Genomic DNA, 26,835 nt, shown 5'->3' on the forward strand with positions numbered 1-26,835 from the left:
CCGTTTGCTTGCCGCATTGAAAGGAACCCTCATGAAGCTGCTCCACATCGACTCCGCCATCACCGGCGCCAACTCGGTCTCCCGCAACCTGACCGCGCGCATCGTGGCCGAATGGCAAGCCACCCACCCCGACACCACCGTCGAATACCTCGACCTCGCCGTCAATGCGCCGTCGCACCTGTCCGCTGACGCGCTGGGCTTCCGTGCCCCGGCCGGCACCGAATTCACCGACGTGCAGAAGCAGGAAAACGCCGTCTCCGAAGCGCTGGTCACCCAGTTCCTGGCGGCTGACGTCATCGTCATCGGCGCGCCCTTCTACAACTTCTCCGTCCCGACCCAGCTCAAGGCCTGGATCGACCGCATCGCGCAAGTCGGCCGCACCTTCAAGTACACCGACAAGGGCCCCGTGGGTCTGGCCGGTGGCAAGACCGTCATCGTCGCGTCGTCGCGCGGCGGCGTGTATTCCACGTCAGAAGGCGGCCAGGCCATCGAACACCAGGAAAGCTACCTCAAGGTGATTTTCGGCTTCGTCGGCATCACCGACGTGCGCTTCGTGCGCGCCGAAGGCGTGGGCATGGGCGAAGCCAGGAAGGCCGAGGCACTGGCATCCGCCGAGAAGGACATCAAGAGCCACGCAGCGAACGATGCGCAGGCTTCGGCGGCTGCGGCCTGATCGCAAAGAGTCGTCCCACGATAAAGAAGCATCGGCGTTGACCGGTGCCATAAAAAAGAGCCCGCTGATGCGGGCTCTTTTGCTTTTTTCCGATAGCGCTTCACTGGCACTTCGCAGGGAGTCGATATAGTCGAAGCAGCCGATTCGCGAGTCTCCGACATGATCCGCTCCCTTGCTCTGCTCTTCCTGACCCTCATGCTAAGCGCCTGTGACCAGCAGGCCTGGTTTGACAAGATGATTCCGCAGGAGGAGGCGGAGATCGGGAAGAAGGTCATCTCCCAGCTCGCCGCGCGGGACTACGGTGCCATCGAATCGCAACTGGTCGCGGAACTCAAGACCCCGCAATTGCGGGGGCAACTCAAGCAGATGGCCCAGATGCTTCCGGCCGAATCCCCCAAGTCCGTCAAGACGGTCGGGACGCAAACGTTCAAGACAACGGATCTGACAAACTACCACCTCACGTACGAGTACGAATACGCGCAAGCCTGGATCATTGCGAGCACCTCGCTGCAGCGGCGGGGCGGGAAGCTTGTGCTGACGGCCTTGCACGTGCTGCCGCAAGACCAATCGCTCATTACGAAGAACCGCTTCACGATCGAGGGCAAGGGCCCGGCGCACTACACCGTGCTGGCAATGGCGGTAGCCATACCGCTTTTTGTCGTGTTTGCGCTGGTCATCTGCATCCGCACGCCAATTGCCAAGCGCAAATGGCTCTGGGTCCTGTTCGTCGCGCTCGGCTTTGCGCAGTTCCAGTTCAACTGGACTGACGGCGCATGGGGCATCCAGCCGCTCAGCTTCCTGCTGCTTGGAGCAGGATTCACCAAAGCTGGACCTGCGGCACCGTACATATTTGCTTTGGCCTTCCCGCTCGGCGCAGTCATCTTCTTGGCCAAACGGCGGTCATTTGTTGCACAGGCACAAGTCGCTTCGAACGCCGCTGAGACCTGACAAGATCCAGAACCGCGCAGAGGACGCGTCAGGCGTGCTTCTCGATCCACTTCGTGTACTTCTCCACCCAGCCTTGAAGGAACTTGCGGCTCTCCTCGATGCCGATGTCGCCGCCGTCCGTGAACAAACCTTCCTTGGCCTGGATGAAGGCCTCGGGCTGGCCGAGCGTGGGCACGTCGAGGTAAGCCAGGATGTTGCGCAGGTGCTGTTGCGCGAGCGCGGTGCCGATGGCCCCGACCGACACACCCAGCACACCGGCCGGCTTGCCGGCCCAGCAACTCTGGCCGTAGGGACGCGAACCGTGGTCGATGGCGTTCTTCAGCACGCCGGGGATGGACCGGTTGTATTCCGGCGTGACGAACAGCAGGCCTTGTGACTTCTTCACCTCGTCCTTGAGGCGCAGCACCTGCGGCGCCTGGTTCTTGTCGTCGTCCTGGTTGTAAAGCGGCAGGTCGCCGATCTCCAGATGCTCGAAGCTGAAGTTCGGCGGGGCCAGCTTCGCGATGGATTTGGCAAGCTTGTGGTTGAACGAATCCTTGCGGAGGCTGCCGACGAGGACGGCGATGCGGTAGTTGGCCAAGTTGTTCTCCTGTTCCGGATTGACTATGGATGCGTCGCCACATTCTGGGCTGGGGGCAGGCGTCCCGGTGTAGGCCGGTGCCGACAAGCGCGCATCTATGTCAGCGCGACTGCAAATCCGCCCGTCGCGCAAACAACTCAGCCGCCCAGTCCACGAACGCCCTCACCTTCGCGCTCAGGTGTCGATTGGGCGGATACACCACGTAGATCGGCAACGCGGGGCGGGTCCAGTCTTTCATGACCTCCACCATCTCTCCGCTGGCGATATAAGGTGCCGCCGAGAAAGCGGCCGTCTGCCCCACGCCAAGACCGGCCAGGACCGCCGCGATATGCGCGTTGCTCTCGTTGACCGACACCTGGTAGCGCCCGGAGATTTCGAGCTGTTCACCGCCTTTGACGAACTCGTGCGGATACGGCCGGCCGGTACGCGCGGAGAAGTAGTTCACCGTGCGATGACCATCCTGGTCCAGCTGCTGCGGATGCGTGGGTTCGCCATGGCGGCGGATGTAGTCCGGCGACGCCACGGTGACCAGCCCGATGTTGCCGATGCGCCGCGCCACGAGCGATTGCTCCATCAGGTCGCCGGCACGCAGCACGCAGTCCACGTTCTCGGTGACCATGTCCACCGGCCGGTCGCTCACACCCAGATCGAGCTGGATGTCCGGGAATTTCGCATAGAAGTCCGGCAGCGCCGGGATGATGATGAGCCGCGCCACCGACGAGCCCACATCCACGCGCACGCGCCCGCTGGGCTTGACCTGCGCGTTGGACATGCTGGCTTCGATGTCGTCGAGGTCATTGAGCAGCCGCAACGTGCGCTCGTAATAGGCAGCGCCTTCGGGCGTCACCATCACGCGGCGCGTGGTGCGGTTGAGCAGCTTGACCTTGAGCCGCGCCTCCAGATGCTGGACGAGCTTGGTCACCGTGCCCTTGGGCATGTCCAGCGACTCGGCCGCCTTGGTGAAGGTGCCCGCCTCGACGACCCGCGCAAAAACCCGCATCGACAGGATCTGGTCCATCCCTGCTCTCTCCAACTCCTTGGTGTGGACGCATTCTGTGCCAAAAAACGGGGGCGATTGTTGGCAATATGGAAACAGACAAGGCGCAAAAGGTCTATTTATCATCGGAATCGCCACCACTACATTCACCGGACTGGAACAGAAAGCCATGAGCCCGCGCAAAACGCCCACCCCCACCACGCCGACCGATCATGCGGTCGCGCTGGAGGCTGGCGGTGTGGTGAATGTCCGGGTCTACGGTGCCAAGCGCCCGGGCGGCGGACAGCCGCTGGTGATCCACTTCCATGGCGGTGCCTTCATTTCGGGCGACCTGAGCACCGGCGAGCCGATGGCGAAGCTGCTGACAGAATCCGGCAGCGTCGTCGTGTCGGTGGACTATCCGCTGGCGCCTGCGCATCCTTTCCCCCAAGCCGTGGAAGCGGGTTATGCCGTGCTGGAGTGGGCGTGGAAGAACCGCACCAAGCTGGCCGGCACCGCCCCCCGCATCTTTCTCGCCGGTGAAGAAGCCGGCGGCAACCTCGCGGCGGCCGTGACGCTGGTCGCCCGCGACCGCACGCACCCGCCGCTGGCCGGGCAGATCCTCGTGACGCCGATGCTCGATCCGTGCGTCGGCACCGCGTCGCTGCGCGAAGCCATCGGCGCGCAGACCGAATGCAAGTGGCACCAGGGCTGGCAGCAATACCTGCGCTCGCCCATGGACGCCGAACACCCGTACGCCGTGCCCGGTGCGGTGCAGCGCCTCGCAGGCCTGCCCGCCACACTGGTGATGACCGGCGAGGACGACCCCATGCGCGACGAGGCGCAGGAGTACGCCGAACGCCTGCGCGCAGGCGGCGTCCCCGTGCAGTTCCAGCTGCTGCAGGGCACGACCGGCTGGCCCGACACGCTGGTGGAAAGCGAACCGCAGGAATGCTGCGCGTGCGAGGTCAGCGTGCGGCAGCACCTGTCGCATTTCCTGAACCCCGCGACGCCACCGCCGCACTGTTGACGCTCCGGTCGGAGCCTCACCCCCCATTTCAACAACGAGACATCCGTCCGGCCCGAATGGCCGGCGCAGGCCGACTCATCCCGAAAACACCGAAATCACCCGAAATCACCCCGGAAGAACTCCGAAAGGACCTGGACAATGAACCGCAACGACAACTTTTTCAAGCGACGCAGCCTGTGGACCGCCGTCGCCGCCATCATCGCGACCGCCGGTATCGGCGTCGTGCTCTTCGGGCAGCAGGGCTCGCATGCCCAGGCACCCGCTGCTGCGCCGCAGGCCACGCCTGTGTCGGTGGCCACGGTGGCAGAACGCGAAGTGAACGCGTGGGAGGAATTCTCCGGCCGGCTCGAAGCGGTCGAGCGCGTGGATGTTCGTTCGCGCGTCGCCGGCGCCGTGCAGTCGGTGCACTTCCGCGAGGGCGCGCTGGTGAAGCCGGGCGACCTGCTCATCACCATCGACCCCGCGCCGTATGCCGCCGAAGTGGAGCGCGCCGAAGCCCAGGTGGCCGCAGCTCAGGCCCGCGTGACGCACAGCCGCAGCGAGCAGGAACGCGCACAGCGCCTGTGGGACGAGCGCGCCATTGCGCAACGCGAATTCGAGGAACGCGGCAACACGCTGCGTGAGGCGGATGCGAACCTGCGCGCCGCGCAGGCGCAACTGCTGACTGCGAAGCTGAGTCTCGGCTACACGCAAGTGCGCGCCCCCATTGCCGGCCGCATCGGCAAGGTGGAGGTAACCGTGGGCAACCTGGTCGCCGCCGGCCCGGGTGCGCCGGTGCTGACCACGCTGGTCTCGGTCAGCCCGATCTACGCGAGCTTCGACACCGACGAGCAGCTTCTGATGCGCACGTTGAAAAACGCGACGGGTGGTGCCGGGTCGCGCAACCAGCTCGACCGCATCCCCGTGCAGATGGGCACGTCCGCGCAGGCCGACACGCCCATTGCCGGTCGCCTGCAGCTCATCGACAACCAGGTCGATGCCAAGAGCGGCACCATCCGCCTGCGCGCTTCGTTCGACAACAAGGACGGCAGCCTCATTCCCGGCCAGTTCGCGCGCATCCGCATGGGCCAGGCCAGCAGCAACGCGGCCGTGCTCGTGACCGAACGCGCCGTCGGCACCGACCAGAGCAAGAAGTACGTGATGGTCGCGTCGCCGGACAACAAGGCCGAATACCGCGAGGTAACGCTCGGTGCGCACATCGACGGCCTGCGAGTCGTGAGCTCGGGTCTCAAGGCCGGAGAGCGCGTGATCGTCAACGGGCTGCAGCACGTCCGTCCGGGCGCGCCCATTGCGCCGAATGAAGTGCCGATGGGAGGAACGACGTGAACTTCTCGAAATTCTTCATCGACCGGCCGATCTTTGCCGGCGTGCTGTCGCTGCTCATCTTCCTGGGCGGCCTGCTCGCCCTGCGCGGCCTGCCTATCTCCGAATATCCCGAAGTGGTGCCGCCGACGGTCGTCGTGCGTGCTACGTATCCGGGCGCCAACCCGAAGGTGATTGCCGAAACCGTCGCCACACCACTGGAAGAAGCGATCAATGGCGTCGAAGGCATGCTCTACATGAGCAGCCAGGCGACGACCGACGGCGTGATGACGCTCAACGTCACCTTCAAACTCGGCACCGACCCCGACAAGGCGCAGCAACTCGTGCAGAACCGTGTGGCGCAAGCCGAACCGCGCCTGCCCGAGGAAGTGCGCCGCCTGGGCATCACCACAGTCAAGAGCTCGCCCGACATCACGATGGTGGTGCACCTGGTGTCGCCCAACGGCCGCTACGACATGGACTACCTGCGCAACTACGCGCTGCTGAACGTGAAGGACCGGCTCGCCCGCATCCCGGGCGCGGGGCAGATCATCATCTGGGGCGGCGGCGACTACGCCATGCGCGTGTGGCTCGACCCGCAGAAGGTCGCGCAACGCGGCCTGTCGGCCGGCGACGTGGTGCGCGCGGTGCGCGGCGAGAACGTGCAGGCCGCAGCCGGTGTGGTGGGTGGCTCGCCCGGGCTGCCGGGTGTGGACACGCAACTCTCCGTCAACGCGCAGGGCCGCCTGTCGAACGAGGAAGAGTTCGGCGACATCATCGTGAAAACCGGCGAAGGCGGCGCGGTCACGCGGCTGCGCGACATCTCGCGGCTGGAACTCGGCGCCGCCGACTACTCGCTGCGCTCGCTGCTGAACAACGCGCCCGCCGTCGGCATCGGTGTGTTCCAGGCACCCGGATCCAATGCACTCGACATTTCCACCGAAGTGCGCAAGACCATGGACGAGCTGGCGAAGAACATGCCCGAGGGCGTGGAATACCGCATCGCCTACGACCCGACGCAGTTCGTGCGGGCTTCCATCGAATCGGTGGTGCAGACGCTGCTCGAAGCCGTGCTGCTCGTGGTGCTGGTCGTCATCCTGTTCCTGCAGACCTGGCGCGCGTCGATCATCCCGCTGCTGGCCGTGCCGGTATCGGTGGTCGGTACGTTCGCCGTGCTGCTGATGCTGGGCTTCTCGATCAATGCGCTCACGCTGTTCGGGCTGGTGCTGGCCATCGGCATCGTGGTGGACGACGCCATCGTCGTGGTGGAAAACGTCGAACGCAACATCGAGGCCGGTCTGCAACCGCTGCAGGCCACCTACCAGGCCATGCGTGAAGTGTCAGGGCCGATCGTCGCGATTGCCGCTGTGCTGGTCGCCGTGTTCGTGCCGCTGGCGTTCATCAGCGGGCTGGCCGGGCAGTTCTACCGCCAGTTCGCGGTGACCATCGCAATCTCGACAGTGATCTCGGCCATCAACTCGCTCACGCTCTCACCCGCGCTCGCTGCCCTGCTGCTGCGCAGCCACGACGCACCCAAGGATGCGCTCACGCGCTGGATGGACCGCTGGTTCGGCTGGCTGTTCCGTGGCTTCAACCGCCTGTTCGGTCGCGGCTCCGAGGCGTACAGCGGCAGCGTGCGCGGCGTGCTCTCGCGCAAGGCGCTGATGCTCGGCATCTATGTCGTGCTGGTCGCGGCCACCTTCGGCCTCTTCAAGGCCGCGCCCGGCGGCTTCGTGCCTGCGCAGGACAAACAGTACCTGATCGGCTTCGCGCAACTGCCCGACGGTGCCACGCTCGACCGCACCGATGCCGTGATCCGCCGCATGGGCGAGATCGCCGAGAAGACACCGGGCGTGGAAGGCACGCTCGCCTTCCCCGGCCTGTCGATCAACGGCTTCACCAACAGCTCGAACTCCGGCATCGTGTTCGCCATGCTCAAGCCTTTCGACGAGCGCAAGGGCAAGGGCCTGTCGGGCAACGAGATCGCTGCGGCGCTGAACCAGCAGTACGCCGGCATCCAGGATGCGTTCGTCGTGATGTTCCCGCCGCCGCCCGTGCAGGGCCTGGGCACCACCGGCGGCTTCAAGCTGCAACTGGAAGACCGGGGTTCGCTCGGCTACGAAGCGATGGACGGCGCCGTGAAGGCCTTCATGGCCAAGGCCTATCAGACGCCGGAACTCGCCGGCATGTTCACGAGCTGGCAGCTCAACGTGCCGCAGCTTTACGCCGACATCGACCGCACCAAGGCGCGTCAGCTCGGCGTTCCGGTGGCGGACATCTTCGACACGATGCAGATCTACCTCGGCAGCCTGTACGCCAACGACTTCAACAAGTTCGGCCGCACCTACAGCGTGCGTGTTCAGGCGGACGCACAGTACCGCGCGCGCGCCGAAGACATCGGCCTGCTGAAGGTGCGTTCTGTCACCGGCGAGATGGTGCCGCTGTCGGCGTTGATGAGGGTGACGCCGAGCTTCGGCCCCGAACGCGCCATGCGCTACAACGGCTACCTGACCGCCGACGTGAACGGCGGCCCGGCCCCCGGCTACTCGTCGGGCCAGGCGCAGGCGGCCATCGAACGCATCGCCGCCGAGACGCTGCCGCAAGGCATCGGCTACGAATGGACGGACCTCACGTACCAGGAAATCCTCGCCGGCAATTCGGCGGTGATCGTGTTCCCGGTGGTCATCCTGCTGGTGTTCCTCGTACTGGCTGCGCTGTATGAAAGCCTGACGCTGCCGCTCGCCATCCTGCTGATCGTGCCGATGAGCCTGCTCGCCGCGCTGACGGGCGTGTGGCTGACCGGTGGCGACAACAACGTGTTCACGCAGATCGGGCTCATGGTGCTGGTGGGACTTTCAGCCAAGAACGCCATCCTGATCGTGGAGTTCGCACGTGAACTGGAGTTTGCCGGCCGCACGCCGGTGCAGGCCGCCATCGAGGCAAGCCGCCTTCGTCTGCGCCCGATCCTGATGACCTCGCTGGCGTTCATCATGGGCGTGCTGCCGCTGGTGTTGAGTTCCGGCGCCGGCGCGGAGATGCGGTCCGCCATGGGCGTGGCCGTGTTCTCCGGAATGATCGGCGTGACCGCCTTCGGTTTGTTCCTCACGCCGGTGTTCTACGTCGTGATGCGCCGCCTGGCGGGCAACCGTCCGCTGCGCCAGCATGGCGAAGCGCCGCACATCGAAAGCACGCCGGTCGACAACAGCCACGGTGGTGGCGGTGCCGGATCGCAACTCGTACCCGCTGCGCCGAGGCGCAGCGAAGAAGCCTGATGAACGTCGGGCCTGAAAGGATTCATGTCATGAACACAACGACACCCGTCTCGCACGGCTTCCGGTTCGCACCGCTGCTCGCGCCGCTTCTCGCCGCCATGGTGCTTGCCGGTTGCGTCACCGTGCCGCCCAGCGCGGTCAAACCCGCCGAGCTGCCGCCTGCGCATTTCAGGGAAACCATCCCCGGCTGGACCACGGCGCAGCCCGCCGAAGCGCAGGACCGCGGTGAATGGTGGAAGGCCTTTGCCGACCCGGTGCTCGACCGCCTGGTCGAGCGTGCGGTCGCCGGCAACACCAGCATCCAGGAATCGGCCACGCGGCTCGCACAGGCCCGCGCCATGGTGCGAAGTGCGTCGGCCGAGCTCGCGCCGCAGGTGGGCCTTGGTGCAGGCGCGGTGCGCCAAGCCGGCGCCAACACCGCGACCGGCACGCGCCCATCGACGCTGGTGAGCGCAGGTGTCGATCTCTCGTGGGAGGTCGACATCTTCGGCAAGCTCGCGAAGACCCGCGACGCCGCAGCGCTCGACGCCGACGCGCGCGCTGCCTTGTTGCAGAACACGCGCCTGCTGGTCCAGGCCGAGGTGGCGCAAACCTACCTCGCGCTGCGCGCGGCGGACACCGAACGCGCGCTGGTGCGCGAAACCGTCACGGCATACAACAGCAGTCTGGACGTCACCGAGCGCCGCTACCGCGCCGGCGATGTGGCCGAGCTCGACGTCGCCCGCGTGCGCACCGAACTCGCATCCACCGAGGCCGAAGCCTTCGCGCTCGACCGCCGCCGTGCCGAACTCGAACACGCGCTCGCGGTACTGATCGGTGAACCGGCTTCGGGCTTCAGCCTCGATGCAGGTGAATGGACCACGGCGCTGCCCGTCATCCCACCCGGTGTCCCTGCAACGGTTCTCGCGCGCCGGCCGGATGTGTCCGCTGCACAGAATGGCATCCTTGCGGCACAGGCGCGGCTCGGAGTCGCGCAGGCGGCCTGGTTCCCGGACCTCGCGCTGACGGCCTCCGGCGGTTTCGCGTCGTCCGAGCTTGGGGACCTGTTCACGCGCTCGGCGCGTGCGTGGAGCATCGGGGCGCTGCTCGCCCTGCCCATCTTTGATGGCGGACGCCGGCAGGCTGGCGTGGACAGCGCGGCGGCGCAACTCGACACGGCACTCGTCGGGTATCGCGCGCAAGTGCTCGGTGCCTTCCGTGAAGTGGAGGACCAGCTCTCCGCCCTGCGCCTGCTGGATGAACAGGCCCGGGCGCAGGGCCGCGCGGTGGATTCGGCCGCACGCGCGACGCTGCTGTCCGACTCACGCTACCGCAACGGCTACGTGAGCCAGCTCGAACTGCTGGACGCAAGGCGCAGCGAGCTGCGCAACCGGCGCGCGGCGCTCGGTGTCAAGGCGTCGCAGTACGCTGCCACCGTCGGGTTGATCCGCGCGCTGGGCGGCGGATGGGATGCTCCGCGCAAGGTGAGCGACGCGCAGGACATCCAACTTGCGGGAGCGCGCACGGCGCGCTGACCGCCGTGGAAGCCGCTCCTGAATCGTTCAGAGCTTCGCGATCGACACTTCGGTGGACTTCACCAGCGCGACGACTTCGGAGCCAGGCTTCAGCGCGAGCTCGTCCACCGAGCGCGTCGTGATGACCGACGTGACGATGCCCCACGGCGTTTCGACATCGACTTCCGACACGACGTCGCCGCGGATGATTTCCTTGACCTTGCCGCGGAACTGGTTGCGGACGTTGATGGCTTGAATGGACATGTTGTTCCTTCTTTGCAGGACTTGAGAGGTTGAGAAAATTCAGACAGCCCAGCGCAGCACATGCGCGGGCGTGGTTTCGATCGGCGGGCCTGGCTCTTCATGCACGTTGGGCCGTTGCAGCACGCGATCGAGAATGCGCTTCTCGATGGCAGCAAAGGCCGCGTCGCCCTGAGAGCGCGGGCGCGCCAGCGAGATGGTTTCGTCCAGCGCGATGCGGCCGTCTTCGATGAGGATGACGCGGTCGGCCAGCGCCACGGCTTCCTGCACGTCGTGCGTGACCAGCAAGGCTGTGAAGCCGTTGCGCAGCCACAGGCCTTCGATGAGGCGGTGCATTTCGATCCGCGTGAGCGCGTCCAGCGCGCCGAGCGGCTCGTCGAGCAGCAGCAGTTGCGGGTTGTGCACCAGCGCACGCGCCAGCGATACACGCTGGCGCTGCCCACCCGACAGGCGCGCGGGCCAGTCGTTGAGCCTATCGCCGAGACCGACCTGACCCAGCACGTCGACTGCGGCCTGGCGTTGATCCGCGGGAACGCCGAGCGCCACGTTGTCCAGCACACGCTTCCACGGCAGCAGGCGCGAGTCCTGGAACATGATCCGCGTGTCGTCGCGCAGGCCCTTCACCGCGCGATTGCCGATGACCAGTTCACCGCTGGTCGAATCTTCCAGACCCGCGACCAGGCGCAGCAACGTGCTCTTTCCGCATCCGCTGCGGCCCACGATGGCGATGAATTGCCCGGGCTGAATATCGAGTTGCGTATTGCGCAGCACTTCGCGTTCGCCGTATTTCTTGAATAGCTGGCGGGCCCGCAGGCGCACGCCCCGGCCGGCGGATGTCGCCGCAGTTTCATCGCGTTCGGCAATCGCTTCGGTCATGCGTCAGGCTCCCGGCTTGAACAGGGCTACAGCCTGCGCGTCGATCTTCTTCGGCAGCAGCTTTTCGGCGAAGAAGGCGTCGGCGATCTTCTGTTGTTCGACCAAACCGGTCGCAACCACAGGCCGCACCTCGTAGCTGCGGCGCGTGTTGGCTTTCTCGACCGTACCCGCATCGAGTCCCCACACGCCGGCCAGCAGCGTGGCGGCATCTTTCGGGCTCTGCTTGACCCAGGCACCGGCCTTTTGCAGTTCGTTGTAGACCGTGCGCAGCACGTCGGCACGCGCCTGCGCATACGGCGTGGATGCGAGGTAGTAGCGCGTGTACGACGCCACGCCCTGCCCGTCCGCGATGACGCGCACCTGCGACTGCGCCTGTACGGCGGCCAGGAACGGATCCCAGATCACCCACGCGTCGATGGCACCCTTCTCGAACGCGGCGCGGCCGTCGGCCGGCTGCAGGTAGGCGGGCTCGATGTCCTTGAACGACAGGCCGGCCTTCTCCAGGGCTGCGATCAGCAGGTAGTGCGCACCGGCCGCCTTGGCGAAGCCGATCTTCTTGCCCTTGAGATCTGCGACGGTGCGGATCGGCGAATCGGCCCGAACAACGATGGCCTGTGCGGACGGCGACGGCGTTTCCTGTGCCACGTAGGTCAGCGCGGCGCCCGCCGCCTGCGCGAATACCGGCACGGTGTCGGCCACGTCGGCGCTGAAATCCACGTTGCCCAGGTTCAGTGCTTCAAGCAGCGGCAGACCGCTGTTGAATTCGTGCCAGCTCACTTTCACGCCTTGCGGCGCGAGCAGCTGTTCCAGCGTGCCGCGCGTCTTGAGCACGGTGATCAGCGTGGACGATTTCTGGTAGCCGATGCGCAGCGTGTCGGCGCGCACGGCCTGCGACCGAACGATGCCGGTTGCAAGCGCACCGAGCGCAGCGATGGAAGCGATGGCTGCGCGGCGCGAAGCAGATTTTTTCGTGTTCATGTTGATTCGTTTGGTCGATGGTTGTTTCAATGAAGGTGCGGCAGCAGCGTTTCAGCCCACGGTCTGGTAGCCCGGATGCCAGCGCAGCCAATAGCGTTCGAGTGCGCGCGCAAAGACGTCGGCCAGCTTGCCGAGCAGCGCATAGAGCAGGATGCCGACCAGCACCACGTCGGTCTGCAGGAACTCGCGGGCGTTCATCGTGAGGTAGCCGATGCCGGCCTGCGCCGAAATCGTCTCGGCCACGATCAGGATGACCCACATCAGCCCGAGCGAGAACCGAAGGCCGACAAGGATGGACGACAGCGCGCCCGGCAGGATGATCTGCGTGTACAGCGCCCAGCGCGAGAGCCCGTAGGTGCGCCCCATCTCGATCAGCCCCGGGTCCACATTGCGGATGCCGTGGAAGGTGTTGAGATAGATCGGGAAGAAAACCGACACCGAAATCAGGAACAGTTTGGCTGCCTCGTCGATGCCGAACCACAGGATGACCAGCGGGATCAGCGCAAGTGCGGGAATGTTGCGCACCATCTGCACCGTGGAGTCGAGCAGCGTCTCGAAGAAACGCACCGAGCCCGTGAGCAGGCCGAGCGCAAGGCCGAGGCCGCCACCGATGGCCAGGCCCAGCAATGCGCGACCCGCGCTCACCTTCACGTGCGTCCAGAGTTCACCCGATTCGGTGAGACGCCATGCGGCCTTCACCACTTCCAGCGGCGCGGGCAGCACACGGGTGGACAGCCAGCCTTGCGACGAAGCGATCTGCCAGACCGTGATGAGTGCGATCGGCACGAGCCAGGGCAACAGCCTTCGCCACACGCCTCGCGTGAAAGCGATCACCGCCGCCGTGAACGCGCCCCCGTTGATCGGCTCCTGCGCCGCCAGCGGCAGCAAGCCCAGGCCCGGGGCGTCGATGGTGTCGGGCACAGGCGTGACCTGCACCTCTCTCAAAGTCTGTGTCATGGGAAGCTGGTCCTGTTGAATCTGCATCAGCTTTGTGCGGCACGCGGTGCGTACTGGCTGCCGACGATCTCGCCGAACGGGCCAGCGAGCGTCCGGCCCGTAGCCGGGCCGGGTGCGCCCTGCTGCCCGCGCAAGCTGCGTGGCAGCAGCGGGAACACGAGTTCGGCGAAGCGGTAGGCTTCTTCCAGATGCGGATAGCCCGACAGCACGAAGGTGTCCAGGCCGATGTCCGCGTACTCCTGGATGCGCACCGCCACCGTCTTCGCGTCGCCCACCAGCGCCGTGCCCGCGCCACCCCGCACAAGGCCGACACCGGCCCACAGGCTCGGGCTGATCTCCAGTTCGGCGCGTGTGCGCTTGCCACCCTTCGCATGCAGTGCAGCCATGCGGCGCTGGCCTTCCGAATCCATGCGCGAAAAGATTTCCTGCGCACGAACCACCGTCTCGTCGTCGAGCCGGCTGATCAGCGAATCCGCCGCCTTCCACGCCTCGTCGTCGGTCTCCCGCACGATCACGTGCAGGCGGATGCCGAAGCGCACGGTGCGGCCATGGCGCGCCGCGCGCTCGCGCACATCGGCCACCTTCTTCGCGACGGCCTCGGGCGGTTCGCCCCAGGTGAGGTACGTGTCTACCTGCTCGGCTGCGAGGTCGTGTGCCGCGTCCGACGAACCTCCGAAGTACACCGGCGGATGCGGCTTCTGCAGCGGCGGGAACAGCAGCTTCGCGCCCTTCACGCTCAGGTGCTTGCCGTCGAAGTCATACGTCTCGCCCGTGTGGCTGCGCTCGAGGATGCTGCGCCAGATGCGGATGAACTCGGCCGACTGTTCGTAGCGCGCCGCGTGGTCGAGGAACACACCGTCGCCTTCCAGTTCGACCTGATCGCCACCCGTCACGAGGTTGACGAGCACACGGCCGCCGGAGAGCCGATCGAACGTCGAAGCCATGCGCGCAGCGAGCGCGGGCTCGTGCAGGCCCGGCCGCACAGCCACGAGGAACTTGAGCTGCTTCGTCACCGGGATCAGGCTTGACGCGACGACCCAGGGGTCTTCGCAGGAACGGCCGGTGGGAATCAACACGCCTTCGTAGCCGAGCGTGTCGGCGGCGGTGGCGACCTGCCGCAGGTAGTCGTGGCTGACCTGGCGCGCACCTTCGGTGGTGCCGAGATACCGGCTGTCGCCGTGCGTGGGGAGGAACCAGAAGATGCTCATGTCACACCGTCCCTGCCGCCGTGGCGTCAATCACGTTGATCTTCTTCGGGATCAGCTTGAGATCGAAGAAGGTATCAGCGATCTTCTGCTGCTCCGCCAGGATCTCGCGCGTGATCGGGCCCGTGCCGTAGGCGGCCCGGTTCACCGACAGTTCGACCACCGGCTTCGGAATGCCCCACAGCGGCGAGAACTCGCCCGCCAGCGCGCTGCGGTTGGCAGCGCCCCACACGTCGAGCTTGTTGATCTCTTCAATGACGATGCGCAGCACGTCCTGGTTCCTTGCCGCGTAGTCGAGCGACGAGAAGTAGTACGCGCGATTGCCGACCACACCGTTGGCATTGGCGAGCACTCGCGCACCCAGCGTGGCTTCAGCGGCAGCAGCGAACGGATCCCAGATCACCCACGCGTCGATCGAGCCTTTCTCGAAAGCGGCGCGCGCATCGGCCGGCGCGAGGAAGAGCGATTGCACGTCGCCGTACGCGAGGCCGTGCTTCTCCAGCAGCTTCACGAGGAAGTAGTGGACGTTGCTGCCCTTGTTGTAGGCGACCTTCTTGCCCTTGAGGTCCGCTACGGTCTTGAGCGGCGAATCCTTCGGCACCAGCACCGCTTCGGCAGCGGGACGTGGAACCGTCGCGGCCACATAGGCCAGCGGCGCACCGGCAGCCTGCGCGAAGATCGGCGGGGCTTCGCCCACGTCGCCGAAGTCGATGGAGCCGACGTTCAGCGCTTCGAGCTGAACCGGGCCGGCAGTGAATTCGGTCCAGCTGAGCTTCACGCCCAGCGGCGACAGGCGCTGGTCCAGCGTGCCCCTGCCCTTGAGCAGGCTCAGGAAACCTTTCTGGTGGCCCACGCGCAGCACGCGCTGCGACTGCTGGGCGACAGCGTTGAATGACGGCAGCGCAGTGGCTGCAGCGATGCCCGCCGTGGCAAGCAGGAAGTCGCGGCGTTTGCGGAAAGTGTTCGGATTCATGATGTTCGGTGTTCTGTGAATGACAGGGAAAGCTCAGCGCGCGTCCAGCACGACGGCGTCGCGCACCTTGATGGCGGTGGGAATGAGCTTCAGCTCGTGGAAGGTGTCGGCGATCTTTTGCTGATCTGCCGCGACCTCGGGCGTGATGGGCTTGACGTTGAACTGGTAGCGACGCAGCGCGAGTTCCACCACATCGACCGGCAGGCCTTGCAGCGGCGCGATGATGGCTGCGGCCTGTTGCAGGTTCTTCTTGAGCCAGATGCCCTGCTCCACCGAGTCGTCGAACAGCGCCTGGATCACCTTCGGGTTCTTGCCCACGAAGCCGCGTTCACCCAGGTAGTACTGGTAGTTGTTGACCAAGCCGGTGCCGTCGGCCAGCACGCGTGCGCCGGTGGCCTTTTCTGCTGCGGCCTGGAACGGGTCCCAGATCACCCAGGCGTCGACGTTGCGGCTTTCGAACGCAGCACGCGCATCGGCGGGCGGCAGGTACACGGCCTGCACGTCGGTGAACTTGAGTCCGTTTTTCTCGAGCAGCTTGACCAGCAGGTAGTGCACGTTGCTGCCCTTGTTGAGCGCGATCTTCTTGCCCTTGAGTTCCGCGACGGACTTGACCGGCGAGTCCTTGGGGACCAGCAGCGCTTCGGCCTGCGGCGCCGCCGGGTCGAAGCCGATGTAGAGGAATTTCGCGCCGGCGGCCTGCGCGAAGATCGGGGGCGCCTCACCGACATAGCCCACGTCGACCGCGCCGACGTTCAGGCCTTCGAGCAGTTGCGGGCCAGCGGGAAACTCCACCCACTTCACGCCGAATCCGAGCGGCGACAGGCGCTTTTCCAGCGTGCCCTGCGCCTTCTGCAGCACGAAGAGGCTGGCGGATTTCTGGTAGCCGATGCGCAGCTCGCCTTTGTTCTGGGCTTGCGCCTTCTGCAACGGCAGCAGCAACAAGCTGACGATGAGTGCGATGGCCACCACCACGATGGCGCTGACAGCGAGGTCGCGCAACGCCAGCCACCAGCGGTAAGCCGGCACGCTGGCCTCGATACTGTCTGTCGTTACTTGGGTCATGTCGTTTTTCCTTCAGGGTCAGGTTCGGGGATCAATCACGTGCGTGCGGAGGCAAAGCCATGCCGCGCCGCCCGTTGAGCGGTGGTTGTTCGTCGATCGAGGAAGTGGGGGTGCGGCAGCCGCTGGCGGAGGAAGCCGGCAGCCGTGCGGAGCGTCAGACGCTACATCGCACGCGCGAAAACGGCACGGGCTCGAAACCCGCTGTGGCCGATGTGAAGTCCACCGCGCGCGAAGACCGGCTCAGATGGCCTTCCATCGCCAGGTTCTCCACCGCATCGTCCAGCCGGCGTGACAGTTCACCGTCCACTGTGTAGGCGCCTTCGGGCGTCAACGTCACCTGCGCATCGGTGGCATAGATACCCGGCAGGATGTGCCGTGACGCGAGCGACTGCAGCACCGGCCTGAGCGCGTAGTCCAGCGCCAGCATGTGGTGCGGGCTGCCGCCGGTGGCCAAGGGCAGCACCGCCTTGCCCTTGAACGCCGATTGCGGCAGCACGTCCAGGAAGAGCTTGAGTACGCCGCTGTACGCCGCCTTGTAGACCGGCGTCGCCACCACGATGGTGCGCGCCCTTTCCACCTGGTCGATGGCCTGCAGCACGCTGCGGTGCGCCACGTCGGCCAGCAGCAGCGCCTGCGGAGACAGGTCGCGGATCAGCAGGCGGTCGATGGCGGCACCGTGGGCCGCGATGCGCTGGCTGACCGCGTCCAGCAGCGCCGCGGAACGCGAGCGCTCGGACGGGCTGCCGGCAATCAGGAGTACGGACATGGCGGTTTCTTTTTGTTGTGTGTTGCTTCGGGCCTGCCGTCCGCGGGCTTACTTCTTCGTGTAGATCTGGTCGAAGCTGCCGCCGTCGGCGAAGTGTTCCTTGTCGGCCTTGGCCCAGCCGCCGAACGCCTGGTCGATGGTGAACAGGTTCACCTTGGCGAACTGCTTGCCATATTTGTCGATGGCTTTCTTCGACACGGCCGGGCGGTAGAAATTCTTGCCGGCGATATCCTGGCCTTCTTCGGAGTACAGGTACTCGAGGTAAGCCTGTGCCACGGCGCGCGTGCCCTTCTTGTCAACCACCTTGTCGACCACGGCGACCGCGGGTTCGGCCAGGATGGAGAGCGAGGGCGCGACGATGTCGAACTTCGCGCCGAACTCTTTCTCGAGCAGGAAGGCTTCGTTTTCCCAGGCCAGCAGCACGTCGCCCTGCGCACGTTGCGCGAAGGTGATGGTGGAGCCGCGGGCGCCGGTGTCCAGGATCGGCACATTGCCGTACAGCTTGGCGACGAATTCCTTCGCCTTGGCATCGCTGCCGTACTTGCGCTTGGCGAATTCCCAGGCGGCCAGGTAGTTCCAGCGGGCACCGCCGGAGGTCTTGGGGTTCGGGGTGATGACGCTCACGCCGGGCTTGATCAGGTCGTCCCAGTCCTTGATGCCCTTGGGGTTGCCCTGGCGCACCGCGAACACGATGGTCGAGGTGTAGGGCGACGCGTTGTGCGGCAGCTTCTTCTGCCAGTCGGCCGCCAGCCAGTTGCCGTTCCTGACCAGCGCATCGGTGTCGCCGGCCAAAGCGAGCGTGGCGACGTCGGCCTCCAGCCCGTCGATGATCGATCGGGCCTGCTTGCCCGAACCGCCATGCGACTGCTTGATGGTCACATCCACACCGGTCTTCGCCTTGTAGGCCTTGATGAAGGCCTGGTTGAATTCGACGTAGAGTTCGCGCGTCGGGTCGTACGAGACGTTGAGCAGTTCGACCTTCTGCTGGGCAGCTGCAGGCAGTGCCAGCGACAGGGACAAGGCAGCGGCGGCGGCGAGCCCGAAAGGAATCTTGATAAAGTTGCGGCGATTGCTCATGGCGTGATCCATCCGTGTTGTGTTTCGATGGAATGGATTCTCAAAGCCGGGTCACAAAACTGGAACCAATAAGATTTCAGTTCCTTATTCCTAAAACATCTCAAGCCACCCACATCCCGAGGTTCCACATGGCACGAATGGTCCAATGCATCAAACTCGGCACGGAAGCCGAAGGTCTCGACTTCCCCCCGTATCCCGGCGAAATGGGCAAGCGCCTGTATGAAAGCGTAAGCAAGCAGGCCTGGGCCGACTGGATGAAGCACCAGACCATGCTGGTGAATGAAAACCGCCTGAACCTGGCCGACCAACGCGCCCGCCAGTACCTCGCCCGCCAGATGGAAAAGCATTTCTTCGGCGACGGCGCCGACGCGGCAGCCGGCTTCGTGCCCCCGCCCGCCCAGTCCTGATCTCCTGAACCCGCGCGATGCCCAGTCCCGTGCAGTGGTCCGGTGACGGGGTTCCCTTTTCGCCGCGCTTCGGTGACGACATCTACCACTCCGAAGCCGGCGCCATCGAGCAGGCGCGATTCGTGTTTCTGGGCGGCTGCGGCCTGCCGGCCAACTGGAATGCACGCGCGCAGTTCACTGTGCTCGAACTCGGCTTCGGCCTCGGCCTGAATTTCCTGGCCACATGGCAGGCGTGGCTGCACGACCCGCATCGTGCAAAGCGGCTGGACTACGTGTCCATCGAGGCCCACCCTGTCAGCCGCGAGGACATCCTGCGCGCAGCACGGAACCAGTCTGCGTCAGGCGATGGAGCCGCCGGCAGACAGCCCCTGATGAAGCTGGCGGAGCAACTGGCCGATGCCTATCCACTGCCCCTGCCCGGTCTGCACCGCATCCGCTTCCAGCATGAAGGCTGCCAGCTCACGCTGACACTGGCCATCGGTGATGCGACGGTGCTGTTGCCTGACCTGCATCTGGCGGCGGATGCGGTCTACATGGACGGCTTCTCGCCCGCGCTGAACCCGGAACTCTGGTCGCCAGCCATCTGCAAGGGCATTGCTCGGCTGATGCGACCGGGCGGACGCGTCGCGACATGGACCATCGCCGCAGCCTTGCGCAAGGGGCTGACAGAAGCGGGCTTCAAGGTCGAGAAGGCACCGGGCCTGCCACCCAAGCGCGATGCCTTGCGCGCGGTATACGCGCCGGCATGGCCGCGTCCGGCCAACTGGCCGGACAACACGCGGATCGCACCCGCAGATCACGCCCTCGTCATCGGCGCCGGGTTGGCCGGAGCCTGCACGGCGTATGCACTGTCGCAACGCGGCCTTCGCGTCACGCTGCTCGACGCACACAGCGAAGCCGCAGGCGGCGCATCCGGCCTGCCGGCCGGCCTGATGGTGCCGCACGTCTCACCGGACGATGCGCCCATGTCGCGCCTGACACGGGCCGGTGCCGCACTCATGCGCCGCTGGATCGACGACATCGCCCTGCCCCGTCGACACTGGCGCGCCGACGGCGTATCGCAGCGCGTGGACGACGCCCACAAGGCGCGCGCGCCGGCATCGTGGAACGGCCTCTCCCTGTTCGAGCTGCAGCAGACCGGGACGACGGCTGCGCGCTTCTTCGCTGATGGCCTCGCCATCGAGCCTGCGGCACTGGTTCGAGAACTGCTGGCCCGTTGCCCCGCGCTGGATTCGCGCTGGAACACCGGTGTCGCATCGCTGGCCCGGGCAGGACACGGCGCTGGCTGGCAGGCGTTGGACACATCAGGGCGTGTGCTCGCACAGGCACCTCTCGTCATCGTCGCCGCCAGCCTGGACAGCCTGCGCATCGCCGGTTCCGGCGGGAAGGCCGATGTGCTTCGCCCGGTGCGTGGCCAGGTCACGCTGGGCCGGCAGGCATTGCCGGAAGGCACCATGCCTGCGCACGCACTGAGCGGCGACGGCTATTTCGTTCCGGCCCTGACCCCGGACTCGCCCTGGCCCTGGCTCGTGGGCGCGAGCTTCGAACGGGGAAAGACGGCACTCGATGCGACGGATGAGGCGACCGCCGGCAATCTGGAGAAACTGGGCCGTTTGCTGCCGGCTGCCGCACCGGGCGTCACTGGTGACTTTGCACCCGGCTCGGCGCGTTCGTGGGTGCAGGTGCGCTGCGCCTCGCCCGACCGCATGCCGCTCGTGGGAGCATGGCCTTCGGCGGCAGACAACGCCGGCTCCGGGCTGTACATGCTGGCGGCGCTGGGTTCCCGTGGGCTGAGCCTCGCGGCCATCTGCGCCGAATTGCTGGCGTGCCAGATTTCCGGCGAGCCCTGGCCGGTGGAAGCATCGCTGGCGCGCGCGGTCGACCCGGCGCGCTTCGCGGGCGGAGCCTCTTGAACGCAGTAGATCAGCGCTTCGCGAGCGCTTCGTGCAGTTGCAGCGGATGCAGCGGCTTGCCCAGGCAGGCATGCGCGCCCATGAGCCGCGCCTTGAGGCGCAGGCCCAGCGTGCGCTTGCTGGTCAGCACGATGATGTTCGCCTCGGGCTGGTCGTGCTGCACGGCACGGTAGAGCTGCCAGTCGTCCCGGCCCGTCAGGTCCAGGTCGAGGATGATCAGCTGGTATTTGGCCGCGGTGGAAAGCTCCACGCCTTCGTTGACGGTGATGGCTTCCTGCACCTTGGTCACGCCCAGGGATGCCATCTTGGCGCGCAGGTACAGGCGCAACTCCAGGTTGGACGCGATGATCAGCGCGCTGCGCGGGTCCAGGGCCGGCTTCGAGACGTCCGGATAGACGCTCAGGTCCAGGTCGAGGGCCGCGTCGCGCGTGAGGTCGAGGTCCAGCGAAGGCGGGGGGATGAACGCCTCGTCCATCACCTTGACGATGTCGGCCCAGCGAAGCGGTCGGGTGTAGGTGAGCCAGGAATGCGCCGGAGCCACGGCCCCCACCCAGATGAGCCGCATGCCGGACGGCCCCTGGCCGGAAGCGGTCATCTCGATCTCGGCCTCGTAGCTCTGGCCGTCCACCAGGGCGACCTGCGGCGCGTCGGGCGCACCGGGCGTCCAGAGCGAATACACGACTTCACGGCCTTCAGACAGACGAAACACGGTGTTGAGCGCATGGCGCTCAACGTCGCTGAAACCGATGACCTTGACGAAAATCCTTTGACTCATGTGTTCTTCTGATGAACGTCGCAGCATAACGCCATTTATCATTCGCAGGCCCGCCAGACAGGCGCCGCTGCCCGCCAGACATGTCTGCCCGGCTTTCGCGCCTTATCCGGAACAAGCTTTTCAGCGCCCGCAAACCCGCGCCAGTGCTCGTGCATAAGCTTATCCGCATAAAGCGCGAACAAAAAGATAGTTTGTTTTCATAAGCCCCCTGTTTACAGTCCACTTCCTGCGAGAACCAAGCCCCCCGGGGCGGCCGTTCCACTGACCACGATGTACCAATACACCGACTTCGACAAACAGTTCGTCCGGGCCCGCGCGGACCAGTACCGTGACCAGCTCGAGCGCTGGTCCGACGGCCGCCTCTCCGAGGACGAATTCCGCCCGCTGCGCCTGCAGAACGGCTGGTATGTGCAGCGTTACGCGCCCATGCTGCGGGTGGCCGTGCCCTACGGCGAGATCGCCAGCCGCCAGATCCGCGCGCTGGCGAAGATCGCACGCGAATACGACCAGCCCGAAGCCGAGATCTACCAGCAGGCCCTGACGACCCAAGGCGCCATGGGCACCACCTACCTGCCCACGCACTACGCGCACTTCACCACCCGCACCAACGTGCAGTTCAACTGGATTCCTTTGGCCAAAAGCGCCGACGTGATGGACCTGCTGGCCAGCGTCGACATGCATGGCATCCAGACCAGTGGTAACTGCATCCGCAACACCACCACCGACGAGCGCGCCGGCGTGGCCGTGGACGAGATTGCCGACCCGCGTCCCTACGCCGAGATCATGCGGCAATGGACCACGCTGCACCCCGAGTTCGCCTTCCTGCCGCGCAAGTTCAAGATCGCCGTCTCGGCGTCGAAGGAAGACCGCGCCGCCACCAGCTGGCACGACGTCGGCCTGTACCTGGTCAAGAACGAGGCCGGCGAGATCGGCTTCAAGGTGCAGGTGGGTGGCGGCATGGGCCGCACGCCCGTGGTCGGCACCATCATCCGCGAGTTCCTGCCCTGGCAGCAGCTCATGAATTACCTCGAAGCGGTGGTGCGCGTCTACAACCGCTACGGCCGGCGCGACAACAAGTACAAGGCCCGCATCAAGATCCTCGTGAAGGCCGAAGGCCAGAAATACATCGACGACGTGGAGGAAGAGTTCCGCCAGATCGTCGAGGTGGACGGCGGCCCGCACTTCATCACCCAGGCCGAGTTCGACCGCGTGGCCGCTTCGTTCGTGCCGCCTGAGCTGGCGCAGCGCCAGCCTGCCGACCTGGCCGCGGTCGAGGAAGCGCTGCGGCGCGAGGCCGCTGCCAGCGCGCCGTTCGCACGCTGGCTCTCGCGCAACGTGGCGCCGCACAAGCAGCCGCACCTTCGCATCGTCACGTTGTCGTTCAAGCGCGTGGGTCAGGCGCCCGGCGACGCATCGGCCGACCAGCTCGACGCGCTCGCCGATCTGGTGGACCGCTTCTCGGCAGGCGAAGCCCGCGTCACGCACGACCAGAACGTCGTGCTGCCGTGGGTGCATGCCGAAGACCTGCCCGCGCTGTGGCAAGCCGCGCGCGACCTGGGTCTGGCCAGCACCAACGTGCACCTGCTCACCGACATGATCGCCTGCCCAGGCGGCGACCTCTGCGCGCTGGCCAACGCGCGCTCGCTGCCGATTGCCGCCGCCATCACCGAGCGCTACCAGGACCTGGACGAGCTCGACGACATCGGCGAGATCGACCTGCACATCAGCGGCTGCATCAACTCGTGCGGCCACCATCACAGCGGCCACATCGGCATCCTGGGCGTCGACAAGGACGGCAAGGAGTGGTATCAGGTCACCCTTGGCGGTTCCGACGGCAGCGACCTGAGCGGCGCGGCCGTGGCCGGCAAGGTGATCGGCCCGTCCTTCTCGGCAGCCGAAGTTCCCGACGTGATCGAAGCCGTCCTCACGACCTACCGCGACCACCGCGAACCGGGTGAAACCTTCCAGCGCGCCGTGCGCCGACTGGGGCTCGACCCGTTCAAGGCTGCGGCCAATGCGGCCCGCATCAAGGTGGAGGAAGTGGCATGACGCAGCACCTCCAGCTCCTCGCGTTCGAAGACCACACGCCGCCCGCCGAGGGCGACACCCGCGTCGTGGTGCTGGCCAACGACGCCGACCCGCTCGCACTGTCGCTGGAAAGCGTGACGCGCATCGACCTCAGCTTTCCGGCGTTCACCGACGGCCGGGCCTTCAGTCAGGCCTTCCTGTTGCGCCGTCGCCGCGGGTTCACGGGCGAAATCCGTGCGACTGGCGACGTGCTGATCGACCAGCTCGTGCAGATGGAGCGCACCGGCTTCTCCAGCGCCGTGCTCAAGCAGGGGCTGGGCACGGCCGACGCGCAGCGCCAGTTCGAACGCTTCAAGGGCTTCTACCAGGGTGATGCGGTGCACGTGCAGCCGCACTTCGCCACCACCGCCTGAACAAGGCAACCGGGACCATGCGCATCGACCTCGCCAACATCAATGCAGCGCTCGGCCACGACGCGCAAGGGCTCGTGAACTGGGCCGTGGCCTTGAACGAACCGACCATCGTCACCACGAACTTCCGGCCGTTCGAAGCCGTCATCCTGCACATGGTCACGCGCGCGAACGCCGATGTGCCGGTGATCTGGATGGACAACGGCTACAACACCGAGGCGACCTACCGCTATGCCGACGAGCTGACGAAGCAGCTCGGGCTGAAGCTGAAGATCTACCTGCCCCGCCGCACACGTGCGCATCGCGAGGCCGTGGACGGCCCGACGCCTTCCATCGACGATCCGCGTCACGCCGCCTTCACCGAAGAGGTGAAGCTGGAGCCATTCACGCGCGCCTTGAGCGAGACAGCGCCCAAGGTCTGGTTCACCGCGCTGCGCGCCACCGACACCGCCGTGCGCGCGCAGATGGAGCCGGTCAGCATCAACCCCGATGGCCTGATCAAGGTCGCGCCGCTGTTGCACTGGTCGTCGAAACAGTTGCACGAGTACTGCGCGCAGCACGGCCTGCCCAACAACTTCGACTACGTCGATCCCACCAAAGCCGAAGACAACCGTGAATGCGGGCTGCACATTGCCCATTGACGGCCCACTGATCGCCCATCGACCCCATCCATGAACGCCCGGACCGAACCCCAAGCCCTTACAACGCTCGGCAACAGCCATCTCGACGCGCTCGAAGAAGAAGCCATCTTCATCCTGCGTGAAGTTGCGGCGGCGTTCGAGCGCCCGACACTGCTGTTCTCCGGGGGCAAGGACTCGCTGGTGCTGCTGAAGTGCGCCGAAAAAGCCTTCGGCGCGAACAACCTGCCCTACCCGCTGCTGATGATCGACACCGGTCACAACTTCCCCGAAGTGACCGATTTCCGCGACCAGCGCGCGAAGGAACTCGGCGCCGAGCTCATCGTGCGCAGCGTGGAAGATTCGATGAAGCGCGGCACCGTGCGCCTGGCACGCCCCGACGAAAGCCGCAACGTGCACCAGTCGGTGACCCTGCTGGAAGCCATCGACGAGTTCCGCTTCGACGCACTCATCGGCGGCGCCCGCCGCGACGAGGAGAAGGCGCGCGCCAAGGAACGCATCTTCAGCCACCGCGACAGCTTCGGCCAGTGGCAACCCAAGGCCCAGCGCCCCGAACTCTGGACGTTGTTCAACACGCGCCTGCAGCCGGGCGAACACTTCCGCGTGTTCCCCATCAGCAACTGGACCGAGCTCGACGTGTGGCAGTACATCGCCCGCGAAAACATCGAACTGCCGTCGATCTACTACACGCACAAACGTGAGGTGGTCGAACGCCGCGGCCTGTTGGTGCCGGTGACCGACCTCACCCCCCCGCGCGACGGAGAGCAGATCGAGACACGCGACGTGCGCTTCCGCACCGTGGGCGACATCACCTGCACCTGCCCGGTGGAAAGCCTGGCCGCCGACGCGGACGCCGTGATCATCGAGACGCTGGCCACCGACGTGAGCGAACGCGGCGCGACGCGCATGGACGACAAGACATCCGAAGCTTCCATGGAGAAGCGCAAAAAGGACGGGTACTTCTGATGGACGCCCTCAGATTCATTACTTGTGGCAGCGTGGACGACGGCAAGAGCACGCTGATCGGCCGGCTTCTGGTAGACAGCCGCGCCGTGCTGCAGGACCAGTTGGCCAGCGTGTCGAAGAGCGGCGAGGCCGACCTCGCGCTGCTGACCGACGGCCTGTCGGCCGAGCGCGAACAGGGCATCACGATCGACGTGGCCTACCGCTATTTCTCCACGGCAGCGCGCAAGTTCATCATCGGCGACGCGCCGGGCCATGAACAGTACACGCGCAACATGGTGACCGCCGCCTCCAGCGCCGACGCCGCCGTCGTCCTGGTGGACGCCACCAAGCTCGACTGGGCCGACCCCGCACTCGAACTGCTGGTGCAGACGCGCCGCCACACGTTGCTGGCCCACCTGCTGCGCGTGCCATCCATCGTGTTCGCCATCAACAAGCTCGACGCTGTCGACGCGCCTGACACGGCCTACGCCCACATCCGTGCGGCACTGGAACGGTTCACCGCTGCCGCTGGCGTCAAGGTGCGCGCTGTGGTGCCGGTTTCGGCCTTGAAAGGCTGGAATGTGGTCGAACCCCGTGCCGGCTGGTGCGGGTACGAAGGCCCTGGCCTGCTGCAATTGCTCGAAACCCTGCCAGCCACCCCGGCGGACGTGGATCAGGCCTTCGCCTTCCCCGTGCAATGGGTCGAGAAGTTCTCGTCCTCGTCCGACACGTCACAGGGCCGCCGCATCTTCTGGGGCCGCGTCGCTGCCGGTCAGGTGACGCCGGGCCAGAAAATCACCGTCATGCCCAGCGGACAGACCGCCACGGTGGCACAGGTGCTGAACCACGTGCGCAAGCCGGGTGACGTCGCCGCCGGCCACAGCGCCGGCATCGTGCTCGACCGCGAGGTCGATGTGTCCCGAGGCGACTGGTTGCTGGCCGAAGGCAGTGGCGAGGCGTCGCGAGAACTGAGCGCCACCATCGCCTGGCTGGACGACGAGCCGCTGGTCGCCGGCCGCGTCTACTGGGCGCTGCACGGGCACCGCTGGGTGAAGGCCAAGGTGCGCCGCATCGTGCACAGGCTGGATGTGAACACGCTCGCCGAGGAAGACGCCACCGAACTGCCGGCCAACGCCATCGGCCACGTCGAACTGGCGCTGCAGGAGCCGCTGGCCGTGCGCCCGTTCGCCGGTGCGCGTGCGCTGGGCTCGCTGGTGCTGGTGGACACCGCTTCGCACAAGACCTCCGGCGCCGTGCTGGTTCGCTGAGGGCTTCGCCGCAGTCCCACGC

At 66.0% G+C, this 26,835-nt stretch carries 25 protein-coding genes; 13 read left to right on the forward strand and 12 right to left on the reverse strand.

The window, feature by feature from the left end; translation table 11 throughout:
- Positions 1 to 31: 31 nt before the first annotated feature.
- Entirely contained in the window at positions 32 to 673 is a 642-nt protein-coding gene (locus tag ACO2Q9_RS18910) for an FMN-dependent NADH-azoreductase (RefSeq protein ID WP_423313619.1), read from the forward strand.
- A gap of 159 nt (positions 674 to 832) precedes the next feature.
- Positions 833 to 1,621, forward strand: a complete 789-nt coding sequence (locus tag ACO2Q9_RS18915) for a hypothetical protein (RefSeq protein WP_423313621.1) — start codon at positions 833 to 835, stop codon at positions 1,619 to 1,621.
- Positions 1,622 to 1,649: 28 nt separating this feature from the next.
- Here ACO2Q9_RS18915 and ACO2Q9_RS18920 read toward each other — a convergent pair whose 3' ends face one another.
- The gene (locus ACO2Q9_RS18920) at positions 1,650 to 2,201 is read right to left on the reverse strand and encodes an NADPH-dependent FMN reductase (RefSeq protein WP_423313623.1); all 552 of its coding nucleotides are present in this window, start codon (positions 2,199 to 2,201) and stop codon (positions 1,650 to 1,652) included.
- A gap of 100 nt (positions 2,202 to 2,301) precedes the next feature.
- On the reverse strand, positions 2,302 to 3,219 hold the full coding sequence (locus ACO2Q9_RS18925; protein WP_423313625.1) for a LysR family transcriptional regulator: 918 nt from the start codon (positions 3,217 to 3,219) through the stop codon (positions 2,302 to 2,304).
- Positions 3,220 to 3,367: 148 nt separating this feature from the next.
- On the opposite strand from ACO2Q9_RS18925, the gene ACO2Q9_RS18930 reads away from it, so the two are divergent.
- From ACO2Q9_RS18930 to ACO2Q9_RS18945, 4 genes are all read left to right on the forward strand, one after another.
- Positions 3,368 to 4,207 (forward strand): alpha/beta hydrolase, encoded by an 840-nt coding sequence (locus ACO2Q9_RS18930; protein ID WP_423313627.1) that lies wholly within the window; start codon positions 3,368 to 3,370, stop codon positions 4,205 to 4,207.
- 138 nt (positions 4,208 to 4,345) lie between these two features.
- A complete protein-coding gene (locus ACO2Q9_RS18935; RefSeq protein ID WP_423313629.1) occupies positions 4,346 to 5,533 on the forward strand; it encodes an efflux RND transporter periplasmic adaptor subunit in 1,188 nt (395 codons plus the stop codon).
- Positions 5,530 to 8,781: an efflux RND transporter permease subunit gene (locus ACO2Q9_RS18940; protein ID WP_423313630.1), complete on the forward strand. Its 3,252-nt coding sequence runs from the start codon at positions 5,530 to 5,532 to the stop codon at positions 8,779 to 8,781. Before ACO2Q9_RS18935 ends, ACO2Q9_RS18940 begins: the two co-directional genes overlap by 4 nt.
- Positions 8,782 to 8,810: 29 nt before the next feature.
- Positions 8,811 to 10,295: an efflux transporter outer membrane subunit gene (locus ACO2Q9_RS18945; protein WP_423313632.1), complete on the forward strand. Its 1,485-nt coding sequence runs from the start codon at positions 8,811 to 8,813 to the stop codon at positions 10,293 to 10,295.
- A gap of 27 nt (positions 10,296 to 10,322) precedes the next feature.
- On the opposite strand, the gene ACO2Q9_RS18950 is transcribed toward ACO2Q9_RS18945, so the two are convergent.
- The 9 genes from ACO2Q9_RS18950 to ACO2Q9_RS18990 all read right to left on the reverse strand — a co-directional run bounded on the left by ACO2Q9_RS18950 (position 10,323) and on the right by ACO2Q9_RS18990 (position 18,429).
- Positions 10,323 to 10,538: a TOBE domain-containing protein gene (locus ACO2Q9_RS18950; protein WP_423313634.1), complete on the reverse strand. Its 216-nt coding sequence runs from the start codon at positions 10,536 to 10,538 to the stop codon at positions 10,323 to 10,325.
- A gap of 39 nt (positions 10,539 to 10,577) precedes the next feature.
- Positions 10,578 to 11,411 carry an ATP-binding cassette domain-containing protein gene (locus tag ACO2Q9_RS18955; RefSeq protein ID WP_423313636.1) on the reverse strand — a complete coding sequence of 278 codons (834 nt, stop codon included), beginning with the start codon at positions 11,409 to 11,411 and terminating at the stop codon, positions 10,578 to 10,580.
- Positions 11,412 to 11,414: 3 nt separating this feature from the next.
- Entirely contained in the window at positions 11,415 to 12,389 is a 975-nt protein-coding gene (locus ACO2Q9_RS18960; RefSeq protein WP_423313638.1) for an aliphatic sulfonate ABC transporter substrate-binding protein, read from the reverse strand.
- A 51-nt stretch (positions 12,390 to 12,440) separates the two neighbouring features.
- Complete coding sequence (ssuC, locus tag ACO2Q9_RS18965; protein ID WP_423313640.1) at positions 12,441 to 13,346, reverse strand: aliphatic sulfonate ABC transporter permease SsuC; 906 nt, start codon at positions 13,344 to 13,346, stop codon at positions 12,441 to 12,443.
- 26 nt (positions 13,347 to 13,372) lie between these two features.
- Entirely contained in the window at positions 13,373 to 14,554 is a 1,182-nt protein-coding gene (ssuD, locus tag ACO2Q9_RS18970) for an FMNH2-dependent alkanesulfonate monooxygenase (RefSeq protein WP_423313642.1), read from the reverse strand.
- A 1-nt stretch (position 14,555) separates the two neighbouring features.
- Entirely contained in the window at positions 14,556 to 15,524 is a 969-nt protein-coding gene (locus ACO2Q9_RS18975) for a sulfonate ABC transporter substrate-binding protein (RefSeq protein WP_423313644.1), read from the reverse strand.
- 33 nt (positions 15,525 to 15,557) lie between these two features.
- Positions 15,558 to 16,586 (reverse strand): sulfonate ABC transporter substrate-binding protein, encoded by a 1,029-nt coding sequence (locus ACO2Q9_RS18980; protein WP_423313646.1) that lies wholly within the window; start codon positions 16,584 to 16,586, stop codon positions 15,558 to 15,560.
- Positions 16,587 to 16,740: 154 nt separating this feature from the next.
- The gene (gene ssuE, locus ACO2Q9_RS18985) at positions 16,741 to 17,352 is read right to left on the reverse strand and encodes an NADPH-dependent FMN reductase (protein WP_423313647.1); all 612 of its coding nucleotides are present in this window, start codon (positions 17,350 to 17,352) and stop codon (positions 16,741 to 16,743) included.
- Positions 17,353 to 17,400: 48 nt separating this feature from the next.
- Entirely contained in the window at positions 17,401 to 18,429 is a 1,029-nt protein-coding gene (locus ACO2Q9_RS18990) for a sulfate ABC transporter substrate-binding protein (protein ID WP_423313649.1), read from the reverse strand.
- A gap of 128 nt (positions 18,430 to 18,557) precedes the next feature.
- Here ACO2Q9_RS18990 and ACO2Q9_RS18995 point away from each other — a divergent pair, with 128 nt between their 5' ends.
- Together ACO2Q9_RS18995 and mnmC are read left to right on the forward strand one after the other, a co-directional pair.
- Complete coding sequence (locus ACO2Q9_RS18995) at positions 18,558 to 18,836, forward strand: oxidative damage protection protein (RefSeq protein WP_423313651.1); 279 nt, start codon at positions 18,558 to 18,560, stop codon at positions 18,834 to 18,836.
- 17 nt (positions 18,837 to 18,853) lie between these two features.
- A complete protein-coding gene (mnmC, locus tag ACO2Q9_RS19000) occupies positions 18,854 to 20,749 on the forward strand; it encodes an FAD-dependent 5-carboxymethylaminomethyl-2-thiouridine(34) oxidoreductase MnmC (RefSeq protein ID WP_423313653.1) in 1,896 nt (631 codons plus the stop codon).
- A gap of 10 nt (positions 20,750 to 20,759) precedes the next feature.
- Here mnmC and ACO2Q9_RS19005 read toward each other — a convergent pair whose 3' ends face one another.
- Positions 20,760 to 21,524: a response regulator gene (locus ACO2Q9_RS19005; protein ID WP_423313655.1), complete on the reverse strand. Its 765-nt coding sequence runs from the start codon at positions 21,522 to 21,524 to the stop codon at positions 20,760 to 20,762.
- 270 nt (positions 21,525 to 21,794) lie between these two features.
- On the opposite strand from ACO2Q9_RS19005, the gene ACO2Q9_RS19010 reads away from it, so the two are divergent.
- The 5 genes from ACO2Q9_RS19010 to ACO2Q9_RS19030 are packed head-to-tail and all read left to right on the forward strand — an operon-like array spanning position 21,795 to position 26,813.
- Positions 21,795 to 23,573 (forward strand): nitrite/sulfite reductase, encoded by a 1,779-nt coding sequence (locus ACO2Q9_RS19010; protein ID WP_423313657.1) that lies wholly within the window; start codon positions 21,795 to 21,797, stop codon positions 23,571 to 23,573.
- Entirely contained in the window at positions 23,570 to 23,965 is a 396-nt protein-coding gene (locus tag ACO2Q9_RS19015) for a DUF934 domain-containing protein (protein WP_423313659.1), read from the forward strand. The genes ACO2Q9_RS19010 and ACO2Q9_RS19015 overlap by 4 nt, the downstream gene beginning before the upstream one ends.
- A gap of 17 nt (positions 23,966 to 23,982) precedes the next feature.
- Positions 23,983 to 24,603 (forward strand): phosphoadenosine phosphosulfate reductase family protein, encoded by a 621-nt coding sequence (locus ACO2Q9_RS19020; RefSeq protein ID WP_423313661.1) that lies wholly within the window; start codon positions 23,983 to 23,985, stop codon positions 24,601 to 24,603.
- A gap of 30 nt (positions 24,604 to 24,633) precedes the next feature.
- Complete coding sequence (cysD, locus tag ACO2Q9_RS19025; protein WP_423313663.1) at positions 24,634 to 25,566, forward strand: sulfate adenylyltransferase subunit CysD; 933 nt, start codon at positions 24,634 to 24,636, stop codon at positions 25,564 to 25,566.
- On the forward strand, positions 25,566 to 26,813 hold the full coding sequence (locus ACO2Q9_RS19030) for a sulfate adenylyltransferase subunit 1 (protein WP_423313665.1): 1,248 nt from the start codon (positions 25,566 to 25,568) through the stop codon (positions 26,811 to 26,813). The genes cysD and ACO2Q9_RS19030 overlap by 1 nt, the downstream gene beginning before the upstream one ends.
- Positions 26,814 to 26,835: the final 22 nt, after the last annotated feature.

Source organism: Variovorax sp. VNK109 (assembly GCF_049445855.1).
Classification (GTDB): Bacteria; Pseudomonadota; Gammaproteobacteria; order Burkholderiales; family Burkholderiaceae_C; genus JAGOCV01.